This is a genomic window from Nocardia vermiculata NBRC 100427 (genome assembly GCF_001613265.1).
Classification (GTDB): Bacteria; Actinomycetota; Actinomycetes; order Mycobacteriales; family Mycobacteriaceae; genus Nocardia; species Nocardia vermiculata.
Genome location: NZ_BDCA01000025.1, coordinates 47,862 through 60,171 on the forward strand (window position 1 = coordinate 47,862; position 12,310 = coordinate 60,171).

The 12,310-nt window shown below is 67.7% G+C and carries 9 protein-coding genes; 4 read left to right on the forward strand and 5 right to left on the reverse strand.

Annotated features, from left to right (window positions below):
* Positions 1-31 precede the first annotated feature (31 nt).
* Together NV2_RS23150 and NV2_RS23155 are read left to right on the forward strand one after the other, a co-directional pair.
* Positions 32-604, forward strand: a complete 573-nt coding sequence (locus NV2_RS23150) for a TetR/AcrR family transcriptional regulator (RefSeq protein WP_067878264.1) — start codon at positions 32-34, stop codon at positions 602-604.
* A gap of 128 nt (positions 605-732) precedes the next feature.
* Positions 733-1,953 (forward strand): Cmx/CmrA family chloramphenicol efflux MFS transporter, encoded by a 1,221-nt coding sequence (locus tag NV2_RS23155; protein ID WP_067878267.1) that lies wholly within the window; start codon positions 733-735, stop codon positions 1,951-1,953.
* 44 nt (positions 1,954-1,997) lie between these two features.
* Here the strand turns inward: NV2_RS23155 and NV2_RS23160 are convergent, their stop codons facing one another.
* The gene (locus tag NV2_RS23160) at positions 1,998-3,878 is read right to left on the reverse strand and encodes an ABC transporter ATP-binding protein (protein WP_067878410.1); all 1,881 of its coding nucleotides are present in this window, start codon (positions 3,876-3,878) and stop codon (positions 1,998-2,000) included.
* A 145-nt stretch (positions 3,879-4,023) separates the two neighbouring features.
* Here NV2_RS23160 and NV2_RS23165 point away from each other — a divergent pair, with 145 nt between their 5' ends.
* Both NV2_RS23165 and NV2_RS23170 read left to right on the forward strand, forming a co-directional pair.
* Positions 4,024-6,801, forward strand: a complete 2,778-nt coding sequence (locus tag NV2_RS23165; protein ID WP_067878270.1) for an FAD-binding and (Fe-S)-binding domain-containing protein — start codon at positions 4,024-4,026, stop codon at positions 6,799-6,801.
* Between the two features lie 453 nt (positions 6,802-7,254).
* Entirely contained in the window at positions 7,255-8,202 is a 948-nt protein-coding gene (locus NV2_RS23170; RefSeq protein ID WP_245662745.1) for a DNA-3-methyladenine glycosylase family protein, read from the forward strand.
* 81 nt (positions 8,203-8,283) lie between these two features.
* On the opposite strand, the gene NV2_RS23175 is transcribed toward NV2_RS23170, so the two are convergent.
* From NV2_RS23175 to NV2_RS23190, 4 genes are read right to left on the reverse strand one after another with little or no spacing between them, the layout of a single operon-like run.
* Positions 8,284-9,570 (reverse strand): ABC transporter substrate-binding protein, encoded by a 1,287-nt coding sequence (locus NV2_RS23175; RefSeq protein ID WP_067878273.1) that lies wholly within the window; start codon positions 9,568-9,570, stop codon positions 8,284-8,286.
* Positions 9,567-10,409: a carbohydrate ABC transporter permease gene (locus NV2_RS23180; protein WP_067878275.1), complete on the reverse strand. Its 843-nt coding sequence runs from the start codon at positions 10,407-10,409 to the stop codon at positions 9,567-9,569. Before NV2_RS23180 ends, NV2_RS23175 begins: the two co-directional genes overlap by 4 nt.
* The gene (locus NV2_RS23185) at positions 10,399-11,265 is read right to left on the reverse strand and encodes a carbohydrate ABC transporter permease (RefSeq protein WP_067878278.1); all 867 of its coding nucleotides are present in this window, start codon (positions 11,263-11,265) and stop codon (positions 10,399-10,401) included. The genes NV2_RS23180 and NV2_RS23185 overlap by 11 nt, the downstream gene beginning before the upstream one ends.
* 18 nt (positions 11,266-11,283) lie before the next feature.
* Positions 11,284-12,063, reverse strand: coding sequence for a hypothetical protein (locus NV2_RS23190; RefSeq protein ID WP_067878281.1), 780 nt, complete (start codon positions 12,061-12,063; stop codon positions 11,284-11,286).
* Between the last annotated feature and the right edge of the window lie 247 nt (positions 12,064-12,310).

Genomic DNA, 12,310 nt, shown 5'->3' on the forward strand with positions numbered 1-12,310 from the left:
ATCGATCCAAAAAAGTGGTAGCCTCACCACCATGGCGCGCCCCAGGAAGTTCGACGAAGCCGGTGCCGTGGATGCCGCGATGCGGACCTTCTGGTCCGCGGGTTACGACGGCACGTCCACCCAGGATCTGTGTACCGCAACGGGTTTGGGGCGTTCCAGTATCTACAACACCTTCCGTAGCAAACACGACCTGTTCACCCGGGCGCTGCGCCGATATATGGATTCCAAGAACGCGGATACGTTCGAACTCCTCGACGGCCCGGGGTCGGCGCGCGAAAAGATCGAGAAGCTGCTGTGGCGGACGGTGGACGCGCCGGAGGGGGAGCCCCTGGGGTGTCTGGTGGTGAACTCCACCGTCGACATGGGGCCGCGGGATGACGAGGTTGCCACGATGCTGCGACTGGATCGGGATCGCCGGACGTCCGCCCTGGTGGCCGTGCTGCGTGCCGGGCAATCCGCCGGTGAGATCGACGACGGGGTCGATCCGGCCGATCAGGCTCGATTCGTCATCGCCACGATCAGTGGCATGCGGGTGGCTGCGCGTGGCGGCGCGGACCGGGAGGAGCTCGCCGGTATCGCCGGCGTCGCCCTGCGCTCGCTGTGAGCAAGGTCTCGGTGCCCGGTCGCTGACCGTGGCACCACGAGTACGCCCCGATTCTTTCCGACAGTGCTTCATCGACACGTTCATGTTCTTGTTTTGGACTGAATGATACAAAATTGAAGGGAAACGATATGCCCTCGGCGGTATACATATTGGGCCTGGCGATATTCGCGCAGGGCACCTCGGAGATGATGTTGGCCGGCCTGCTCACCGAGATGGCCGGGGACCTGGGTGTCTCCATCCCCCAGGCCGGTCTGCTCATCTCCGCCTTCGCGGTCGGCATGCTGATCGGCGCACCGATCCTCGCCGTGGCCACCGCGCACCGATCGCGTCGCGCCGCACTGACGGCCTTCCTCGCGGTCTTCGTCGTCACCCATATCGTTTCGGCGCTCACCTCCGACTACGGCGTGCTGTTCGCCATGCGGGTGGTCGGGGCGTTCGCCTATGCCGGTTTCTGGTCGGTCGCCGCGGTGACCGTGGTGGGTATGGTGCCGAGCACCGTGCGCGGGCGAGCGATGAGCATCCTCGCGGGTGGACTCACCCTCGCCACGATTATCGGGCTGCCGGCCGGCACCTTCATCGGTCAGCATCTGGGCTGGCGGGCTGCGTTCTGGGCGGTCGCGCTGATCTCCGCCGTGGTGATGTTCGCCGTAGTCCTCGTGGTGCCGAACGGGCGCCCCGAGCAGGCACCGGCGGTCCGGAAAGAATTGCGCGCCCTGGCGACTCGGCCGGTGCTGCTGTTGTACGGCACGACGATGGTCGCCACGTCCGCCCTACTGGTGACCTTCGGCTATCTCGGTGCGTTGCTCACCGAGACCACCGGGCTGAGCGAGAGCTGGGTGCCGGTGGTGCTGGGGGTGTACGGGGTCGGATCGCTGGTCGGGCTGCTCGTCGGGGGCCGGACCGCCGACGCTCATCCGCTGAGCAGTCTCGGCATCGGGATCACCGGTTTGGTGATCAGCTCGGTCCTGCTCGCGCTCACCGCGCAGTACCTGATCGTCGTGGTGGCGGTATTCCTGGTGGGCGCCTTCGGTTTCGGCACCAATCCGGTACTCAACAGCCGAGTGTTCACGCTCGCACCGGCGGCCGGAACCTTCGGCGCGGCAGGCAATGTGATGTCGTTCAATGTCGGTATCACGGTCGGCCCGTGGCTGGGTGGTCTGGCGATCGGCGCCGGTGCGGGCTACCCCTCGATCGCGTGGATCGGAGCGGGGCTGGGGCTGGTCGCACTGCTGTTGGTTGCGGCGAGCAGAATCGTGGCACCCGACAAGCTTCCGGCGGGCGCCCCCGGGGTCCCGGCCGCCGTCGTCCGCACTACCGATACGCCTGACGCGGTTCCGGCCTGCCGATGACACCGGCCGGGTGCGGCCGCGATGGCAGCCGCACCCGGAACCGCTTATGCCGCGACAACTTCCGAATCATCGGCGAACTGGGTGCGATACAGCTCGGCGTAGCGGCCCTGTTCGGTGAGCAACTGTGCGTGGCTGCCGCGTTCGACGATCCGTCCGTCCTCGATGACCAGGATGGTGTCGGCATTACGCACCGTGGACAACCGGTGTGCGATGACCAGCGCGGTGCGTCCCTCCAGCGCCTCGGTCAACGCCTCCTGCACGGCCGCCTCGGACGTGGAGTCCAGGGAGGCGGTGGCCTCGTCGAGGATGACGACCCGGGGTTGTTTGAGCAGCAGCCGCGCGATGGTCAGCCGCTGGCGTTCCCCGCCGGAGAGCCGGTAGCCGCGCTCACCGACGATCGTGTCCAGGCCGTCGGGCAGTGAGTCGATGACCGGGCGCAGCCGCGCCCGCTCCAGCGCGTCCCACAGTTCCGCTTCACTCGCCTCCGGGCGTGCCAGCAGCAGATTGGATCGGATGCTGTCGTGGAACAGATGTCCGTCCTGTGTGACCAGGCCGACCGTGTCCTGAATGGACCGGGTGCTCAGTTCACGCACATCCACACCGGCCAGCCGGACCGACCCACCGTCCACGTCGTAGAGCCGCGAAACCAATTGCGCAATGGTGGATTTCCCCGCACCCGACGAACCGACCAGCGCGATCACCTGACCGGGCTCGGCGTGCAGCGAAATATCGTGCAACACCTCGGTCCCGCCGCGATGGTCCAGGGTCGACACATCCTCGAGCGAGGCGAGTGACACCTTGTCGGCGGAGGGGTAGCCGAAATGCACCCCGTCGAACTCCACCGACACCGGCCCCGGCGGCACCGCGACCGCGTGCGGCGCATCCTGGATCAGTGGCTTCAGGTCCAGGATTTCGAAGACCCGCTCGAAACTGACCAGTGCCGACATGATGTCCACCCGCGCGCTGGCCAAGGCCGTCAGCGGGGTGTAGAGCCTGGTGAGCAGCAGTGACAGTGCGACCACCGCGCCGGCGTCGAGTTGGCCGCGCAGCGCGTACCAGCCGCCCAGGCCGTAGACCAGGGCCACAGCCAGCGCCGAGACCAGCGTCAGCGCGGTGACGAAGACAGTCTGCAACATGGCGGTGCGCACCCCGATATCGCGCACTCGCCCGGCCCGTACCGAGAATTCCGAGGACTCCTGGTCGGGGCGCCCGAACAGTTTCACCAGAGTGGCGCCGGGCGCGGAGAAACGTTCGGTCATCTGGGTGCTCATCGATGCGTTGAGCTGGGCCGCCTCCCGCTGGATGGCCGCGATCCGGGTGCCCATCTTGCGGGCGGGGAACATGAACAGCGGCAACAGAATCAATGAGAGCAGGGTGATCTGCCAGGAGAGCTGCAGCATCACCACCACGGTGAGCAGCAGTGTCACGATATTGGTCACCACACCGGACAGGGTGGTGCTGAAGGCACGCTGCGCGCCGATGACATCGTTGTTGAGCCGGCTGACCAGGGCTCCGGTGCGGGTGCGGGTGAAGAAGGCCACCGGCATCTTCTGCACATGGTCGAAGACCGCCGTGCGCAGATCGAGGATCAAACCCTCGCCGATCCGGGCGGACAGCCACCGGATCACGATGCCCAGTGCCGCATCCAGTACGGCGACCAGCCCGATGATCACGGCCAGGGTGATAACCGAGCGGGGGGCCGCGTGGCCGACGATATCGTTGACCACGCGCCCGGCCAGCACCGGATTGGCCACTGTGAGCAGCGCGGATGCGATGCTGAAGACCAGGAATCCGATGAGCGGCCCACGGTGCGGCCGGGCGAATCGGAGAATGCGCGCGGCTGTCTCGCGGCGCAGGGTGCGCCGTTGCTGGGGTGCGTTCGCCTGCCGGTACAGCTGGCTCCACGCGACCGATTCGATGCTCATCGGCATCTCCTTCCGCTGCCGGGTCCATTGAACTCCGGGCCACCGACATTAAGACCTCAACAAAGGTTTAGGGCAAGTCGTTCCGGTTCGCTCCGGGCGAAATCCGGCCGCCGGAGGTCGTGCGGTCGAGTTCTACGCTGGCGATATGACCGACTCCTGGATGCGGGACCTGCGCGACCGGATCGATGGCGATGTCGAGGCCGGTCCGCGACGACGTGTGGAGTACTCCTCGGACGCGTCGAACTACCGGGTGCGTCCCGCTGCCGTGGTGTACCCGCGCGCGGATACCGATGTGGCGCAGGTCTTGCGCACCGCCCGCGACGAAGGGCTCTCGGTGACCGCGCGCGGCGGCGGAACCTCGGTGGCCGGCAATGCGATCGGGCCGGGAATCGTGCTCGACTTCAGCCGGCACCTGAACCGGGTGCTGGCGATGGATCCGGGCGAGCGTTGCGCCCGAGTGCAGCCGGGTGTCGTCCTGTCCCAGCTCCAGGCCGCCGCGGCCCCGCACGGCCTGCGATTGGGCCCGGACCCGTCGACCCAGAATCGCTGCACCCTGGGCGGGATGATCGGCAACAATGCCTGTGGCCCGCACGCCGTCTCCTGGGGTCGCACCTCCGATACCGTCCGCGAACTGCGCATACTCGACGGGACCGGCGCGGAGCGCACCCTGGGCACCGATCTGTCGGCGGTACCCGGCCTGCCGGAGTTCACCACCGACAACCTCGCGGCGCTGCGCACCGAACTGGGCCGCTTCGATCGTCAGGCCTCCGGCTACGGCCTGCACTATCTGACGCCCGAGCGTGGCGGCTCGATTGCGAAGGCATTCGTCGGCTCCGAGGGCAGCTGCGGGCTGGTGCTGGATGCGACGGTCGAGTTGGTGCCGATCCCGCCGGTCACGGTGCTGGCGGTGCTCGGCTATCCGGATATGCCCACCGCGGCCGACGATGTGCGCGCGGTGCTGGCCGGGCACCCGACCGCGGTGGAGGGCCTGGATGCCCGGCTGGTGGACGTGGTGCGCGCCCACGGACGTCCGGTCCCCGACCTGCCGGCCGGCGGTGCCTGGCTGTTCGTAGAATTCGCGGGAGAGACCACCGAAGCCGCACGCGAGAGCGCGAATTCGGTGGTGAGCGCCTGCGGTGCCCTCGACACCCTGCTGGTCACCGAGGCCGCGACGGCAGCCCGGCTGTGGCGGATCCGGGCGGACGGTGCCGGACTCGCCGGCCGCACCCCGAGCGGCGAACCGGCGTGGCCGGGGTGGGAGGACGCGGCGGTCCCGCCGGAACGGCTGGGCGACTACCTGCGCGATTTCGAAGCTCTGATGCGTGATCATCGAGTCGACGGTCTGCTGTACGGGCATATCGGGGACGGCTGTATCCATGTCCGGCTGGACCTGCCGATCGCCCGTGCCCCACAGCGTTTTCGCGACTTCCTCTACGACGCCACCGATCTGGTGGTGCGCTACGGCGGGTCCGCCTCCGGCGAGCACGGCGACGGGCGGGCCCGCTCGGAACTGTTGTCGCGCATGTACTCCCCCGCCGCCTTACGCGTATTCGAAGAGTTCAAAGGACTTTTCGATCCGGACGAGATCATGAATCCGGGCATCCTGGTCCGTCCGCGACCGGTAGACGCCGACCTGCGGCTCGCCGGCCTGGCTCCGGTGCCGGCGGCCGGTGGGTTCGCGCTGGGCGCCGACGGCGGGGATATCGGCACCGCCGTGCATCGGTGCGTCGGGGTCGGCAAATGCCGGGCCGATACTCGCAGCAGCGGCGGGTTCATGTGCCCGTCCTATCTGGCGACCGCGGACGAGAAGGACAGCACCCGCGGCCGGGCCCGGGTGCTGCAGGAAGTGGTGCGCGGGACGCTCGACTGGCGTGCCGATGCTGTCGCGGAATCGTTGGATCTGTGCCTGTCGTGCCGGGCCTGCGCCTCGGACTGCCCCGCCGGGGTCGATATGGCGACCTACAAATCCGAGACCCTGTACCGGGCCTATCGGCATCGGCTCCGTCCGATCGACCACTACGTGCTCGGACAACTCCCGCGCTGGCTGGCACTCGGAACACGTATGCCCCGGGCGGTCAATGCGCTCACCGGAGCTCGGTGGCTGCGCGAGCTGGGCATGCGGGCGGCCGGTATGGATCCACGCCGGCCCGCGCCGCGGTTGGCCCCGCAATCGTTTCGCGACCAGTGGGCGCGCCGGGAGCAGGTGCGCGATGCGCGTCCGGTGGCGATGCTGTGGATCGACAGTTTTACCGATGCCTTCGCACCCGACATCGGATGGGCGGCCGTCGAACTGGTCGAATCAGCGGGCTACCGGGTCCGGATTCCGGCGCGGCGGGTCTGTTGCGGCCTGACCTGGATCAGCACCGGCCAGCTCGACGGTGCCCGACGACGCCTACGCCACACGCTCGGTGCGCTGGACGAGCATATCCGGGCGGGAGGCCCGGTGATCGGGCTGGAACCGTCGTGTACGGCGGCCCTGCGATCGGATCTGCCGGAGTTGCTACCGGATGATCCGCGCTCGGCGCCGACCGCTGCGGCCGTGCGGACTCTGGCCGAATTCCTGGACGGTCGGCCCGAGTGGCATCCGCCCGATCGGTCCGGTGACAGGGTGCTGGTGCAGCCGCATTGCCACCAGCACGCCGTATCGGGCTTCGATGCCGATCTACGGGTGCTGCAGCGAACCGGCGCGGAAATCACCGAAATCAGCGGATGCTGCGGACTTGCTGGGAACTTCGGAATGCAAGCAGGACATTACGACATATCGGTCGCGGTGGCGGAGGGTGGAATACTTCCTGCCCTGCGTGCCGCGAGGTCCGGCACGACTCTGCTGGCGGACGGATTCTCCTGTCGTACCCAGGCGGAGCAACTCGCCGGGCGCTCCGGACGGCATCTGGCTCAGTACCTGTCCGGCGAACGGCCGTAGCAAGTCCGCCCGGCGACCGCGTGGGTGCCGGGTGGACTACCCACGCCGGGCCCGTCGTCGAGGGCGGCGGGCCCGGCGTGCGGCGTGATCAGCTGCCGAACGGCAGGGTGCCTGCAGGGATGTGGTAACCCGAACTGCCTGCGGATACTCCACCCCAGGCGTCGAGCAGCAAATTCAGAAAGTTGGTAATCATGGATACCTCCGTCGGGGCATTGCCGAACAATTGCCGAAAAAGTTGTTCTGCAGGCGAATCGGTGCACGTAATCATATCGTTACATGCTCTCGGATTCGAGTGACACACACCATAGAACGTCGAGCGAAATCTCCCTGCTCAGCGCTGGGAGGCCCCGCAGTGCATTCCGGGCTCCGTGCGTAGACCGTTCCGGATGCCGCGCACTGCAGCACAGGGATGCCGCGCACAGCGATGTCGGGGCGAAACGCCACAATGATGCCGTGGCAGGACACAGTGACGACGGAGCCGGCGGCGTAGCCGAGGTGCGGCACACGCTCACCGCGTCACGGCCCATCGACCTGGCGCGCACCTTGGCCCCGCTGCGCCGCGGCTCGGGAGACCCGACCTACCGCGTGACGAGGGACGGTGCCCACTGGCGCGCCTCCCGCATGGCCTCCGGCCCGGTGACCTCCCGTCTCGTCCAGGCCGGCCCCACCGCGATCGACGCTCGGGCCTGGGGGCCGGGTGCGGCGGAATTCGTCGAACAGTTACCCCGGATGCTGTGCGTGGACGAGGACGTCAGCGACTTCCGGCCCGAACATCCGCGCCTCGCCGAGGCCCACCGCCGCCATCCGGGTCTGCGCATGCTTCGTACCGGGCTGGTTTTCGAGTCGCTGGTGCCGGCGGTGATCGAGCAACGGGTCCATACCGTGACCGCGCGTGCGTCGTGGCGGAAGCTGGTCTGGCGCTACGGTGATCCGGCGCCCGGTCCGGTCCCGGAACCGATGCGGGTGCCGCCGGCGGCGCAGACCTGGCGTTATATCCCCTCCTGGGTGTATCACCGGGCCAATGTGGACCCGCGTCGTTCGCGAACCATCGTCACCGCCGCCCGGATGGCGGACAAACTGGAAGCGGCCGCGGCGATGGCTCCGGCCGAGGCGGTCCGGCGATTGTGCGCGGTGCCGGGCCTGGGAGTGTGGAGCGCCGCGGAGATCGGGCAGCGCGCCTTCGGGGATGCGGACGCGCTGTCGGTCGGCGACTATCACCTGGCCGCGATCGTCGGCTGGTCGTTACTGGATCGTCCGCTCGACGACGCGGCGATGGTCGAATACCTGGAGCCGCTCCGCCCGCACCGGTACCGTGCGATCCGGCTGCTGGAGGTCTCCGGTCAGGCCCGCAAACCGGCCTTCGGCCCCCGTACCCCGCTGGTCGACCACAGCCGGATCTGAGCTCGCGACGATCTCGGCCGTGCAGGCCCGGCAGTCGGTACCGGCACTCGGTACCGGGCAGGATGCGCAGCCTTCGCGCATTCAGCTCTGCGCGGCCTCCTCAGCGGCGCGCTGTGCGCGGGCGAGCGCTTCGGGAACCGGGATACGGCCCAGGAACATTTCGTCGAATATCGCGTCGATGGCCTCCAGTGCGGCTGCGAACCCGGGCCCACCGCCGGATTCGATTCGACCCTCCCGCAGTACGTCGAAGAACGGCGAGACATCGACACCCTCGCCCGCCCAATGGTCCCGGTACACCTGCTGGTCGGAGACCACTGCAGGAATGGTGCGCCCACCCTCGGCGAGATAGCGATTACCGGCGGGACCGCCCAGCCAGGACAGCACCCGGCGCACCGCTTCGGGATGTGCGGTGCGAGCGTTGGCCGCGATCCCGATCGCATTGTCGGTGCTGACCCGTCCCGCCGGTCCCGCGGGCAGCATGGCGATTCCCCAGTGGAAGGGCGCCTGCTCCGCGATCTGGGCCAGGGTGAAACTCCCGGACTGGAACAACGCCAGCTTGCCCTGCAGGAAGGCATTCTTCGTGAAGTCGCTGCCACTACGGGTATCGGCCGCAGGTGGGGCGAGGTGCTCATCGATCAGCCGGGTCAGATAACCGAAAGCGTCCACACCCTGCGGGCTGTCGAACACGAACCGGTCGCCGTCCTGGAAATGCCCACCCGCCGAGCCCAGGTACGGCAGCTCGATGGACTGGAAATCGTTGGCGGCGTTGTAGGCCCACGGCGCCACCCTGGCCAGCCGCCGCAGCAGCGAGCGGAAGGTGTCGGGTCCGTGCGGATCCCACCGCAGTCGGTTCAGTTCCGACGGCTCGATTCCGGCGGCATCGAGGAGTTCGCGGTTGTAGAAAATCGCGGTACCACCGTCGACGAATTGCGGTACGGCCCAGAGCGTGCCGTTGCGGGTGTACTGCTGCACCGCGCCTGGATCCCACTGCCGCACCGCGTCCGGGCCGAGCAGCGCACCGATGTCGGTGAGCCGCCCGGCATCGGCATAGTCGGAGTACATATTCGCCCAGAACAGATCGTCGACGGTGCCACCGGCCACATCCAGACGCAGTTTCTGCTGATAGGAAGCCCACGGCACCACCGTGATCCGCACCTGCACGTCCGGATTCGCGTGCTCGAACGCATCCAGCGAAGCACGATAGGCGGGCACGAAATCCGAATCCCAGATGCGCAACCGGACCACCGTGCGTCCGGCGGCATCGTCGGCATCGGAGGTCCGGCCCAACCAGAGCGCCGCGGTGATCAGCAGGACCGCGCCGAGGAGTACCGCGACGACGCTCAGAGTCGAGGCCTTCACCCGCCTCATTTCAATCCCGTCCAGGTGATCGAGCGCAGTACCTGACGCTGGAACACCACGAACAGCACCACCAGCGGTATCACGGCCAGCGTCGTAGCGGCCAGCACCAGGGTCCACTGCTCGTTGTACCGGGTCTGCAGGTCGGCGGTGGCCACCGTGAGTACCTGCCAGCGGCCGGATCCGGCGACCAGTGGCCACATGAAACTGTTCCACTGGGTGACCACGGTGATGACCGTGAGAGTCGCCAGAATCGGCCGGCTCATCGGAACCACCACGTGCACGATCACATCGAGCGTAGTAGCTCCGTCCAGCCTGGCGGCACCGATCAGTTCCGCCGGGATCTGCCGAAAATACTGGCGCAGCAGGAAGATCGCATACGGCGAACCGAACACGAACGGCAGCACCAGCGCCCAGAAGGTATTGAGCAGCCCGAGCCGGGCGAACATCAGATACAGCGGTATCAACGTCACGATCGGCGGCACCATCATGGTCGCGAGATAGATCCAGAACAGCAGATCCCGGCCGCGGAACTCGGTGCAACCGAAGGCGTAGGCGGCCAGAATCGAGGTGATCAACTGACCGGCGGTGATGCAGACGGTCATCAGTGCCGTCACCGCGATCGCGCGACCGATGCCGTGTTCGAACACGGCGTGGAAGTTGTCCCAGGTCAGCGGATTCGGCCAGGTCAGCGGAGATTCGGTCGCGAACTGTTCCGGTGTCCGCACTGCGGTGAGCGCGCCCAGCAGCAACGGTGCGATGGTGCACAGCGCACCCGCGAGCAGCAACGCATACGCGAGGCCGGACCGCACAGCAGTGCCCGGACGAGCGCGGCGCTTATCAGAACTCATGGCCTGCTCTGTTACGGAACAGGCGGTGCTGGAGCACGGTGATCACCAGCATGATCACGCAGACCACCAGCGCCATGACGGCTGCGCGCCCGGGCCGGGCGGCATCGAACGCCTCGGAAAAGATCTGCATCGCCACCACATTCGTGCGGTCGCCGGGACCGCCTCCGGTCAGCGCGTACACGGTGTCGAAGGTCTGAAAGGCGGTGATCGTCCCGGTGACCAGTACGAAGAACAGGGTCGGGCGCAGCAGCGGCACGGTGAGCCAGCGAATGCGCCGCCAGCCGGTCGCACCGTCCAGCGCCCCCGCCTCGTGGATCTCCGGCGGAATCGCGCGCAGGCCCGCGACGAAGAACAGCGCGACATAGCCGAAATTCGCCCAGATACTCACCGCCGCTACGGAGGGGAGGACCAGCGCGGGCTCGGTCAGCCATTCGATGCGGGTGCCGAGCAACGCATTCAACGCTCCGTCGGCCGGTGCGAACAGCCAGCGCCAGATCACACCGACTACCACCGGCGCGCACATCCAGGGTAGCGCGAACAGCACCCGGAATCCGTCCGCCGCGCGCCGGCGCACCAGCAGTGCGGCCACCAGGAATCCCAGGATCGTCTGCACGGGCACCACCAGCAGGGTCAAGGCCCCGGTCACCAGCAGGGCATGGCCGAAATCACCGTCGGTCAGTACCGATCGCCAGTTCCGCAGCCCCACGAACTCCGTGGGCCCCACCAGATTCCAACTGTGCAGACTCAGCCAGGCGACCAGCGCAACGGGCAGGACCAGGAAGATCCCGATCCCGATCAGACTCGGCGTCAGCAGCACCCAACTCGTCGCGACACGACGAACCGCACGTCGGTTCACAGCACGCCACCGTACCGGCTATTCGGTCCAAGTCGTCCAGGCGTGCTTCTCGCAGACCAACGCACGCCCGTCCGGAGTGCGCGCGGTCTTGTCCAGCGCCGGATCGCAGGTGGCGCCCTCGGTGAATACGGCCGTGGACACCGAATAGGGCCCGGACCACTGGTATCCGCCGGCGGTGCGCAAACACAGCAGCAGGCTTCCGTCAGCGGCTGCGCCGATCAGCGCGGCGTCCGACCTGGTGCACGACTCCCCTGCTGCCGCAGCGATTGGTTCGGCGTCCGTGCTGGTGGCGGTCGTGGAAGGTGCGGAGGCTGTGGTCGATACGTCGGTGCCGCCCGCGTCGGTACTCGTGGCCGTGGTGGTCTGGGTGACGGTCGCGCTGGTCTGGCGGAGGGCCCCGGGGAGATCCTCGAAGGGACCGGTCGACGAGCCGAAACCGAGAACCAGCACCACCGCCGTGGCGACCACCGCCTCGACCAGGCCCAGCAGCAGGGCCGACATGCCCATCATCCGACCGCGTGGATGGGTGAAGGAGATCAGACCGAAGACGACCGCGACCGGGAAGAGGCCGAGGAGAGCCGCGACCAGCGCCACGATGGCGTACGGATTCACGATGGGCGGAACCTCGACCCGCAGCCTGCCGGTGCGGCGACGGCTCGCGCCGTTGTCCCGGCGGTCCTCGTCGGTGTCGGCCACCGGCCAGCGGCCGTTCTGAGTGGTGGTATCCCAGCGGTCGTCGAGATCCTCGTCGGGATAGTCGGACCAGCCGTCGGACTCCGCGCGATTTCTGCGGGCCATTCGGTTCCTCTCACGTTCGTGCAGGAACCTTCACGCTGTGTACCCGCCCATCAACGAAGAAGGATAGGTGGCTCAGCGCGACCCGCAACCTGTCTGGGCAGGGCGGATGGTGATTCACGGTCGTTGCGCCGGACGTCATCCCCGAGCGTCCGGCGCAGCTACCGCTATATCTCTTCGATCACGTGCTTTCCGACCAGCGCGATACGGGCTGCCAGCAGCCATCCGGCAACCGCCAGGATGGCCTGGT

What these genes read in the sequence shown, in the direction of transcription:
- NV2_RS23150 (WP_067878264.1), top strand. Translation starts at nt 32, where the DNA reads ATGGCGCGCCCCAGGAAGTTCGACGAAGCCGGTGCCGTGGATGCCGCG.
- NV2_RS23155 (WP_067878267.1), top strand. Translation starts at nt 733, where the DNA reads ATGCCCTCGGCGGTATACATATTGGGCCTGGCGATATTCGCGCAGGGC.
- NV2_RS23160 (WP_067878410.1), bottom strand. Translation starts at nt 3,878, where the DNA reads ATGAGCATCGAATCGGTCGCGTGGAGCCAGCTGTACCGGCAGGCGAAC.
- NV2_RS23165 (WP_067878270.1), top strand. Translation starts at nt 4,024, where the DNA reads ATGACCGACTCCTGGATGCGGGACCTGCGCGACCGGATCGATGGCGAT.
- NV2_RS23175 (WP_067878273.1), bottom strand. Translation starts at nt 9,570, where the DNA reads ATGAGGCGGGTGAAGGCCTCGACTCTGAGCGTCGTCGCGGTACTCCTC.
- NV2_RS23180 (WP_067878275.1), bottom strand. Translation starts at nt 10,409, where the DNA reads ATGAGTTCTGATAAGCGCCGCGCTCGTCCGGGCACTGCTGTGCGGTCC.
- NV2_RS23190 (WP_067878281.1), bottom strand. Translation starts at nt 12,063, where the DNA reads ATGGCCCGCAGAAATCGCGCGGAGTCCGACGGCTGGTCCGACTATCCC.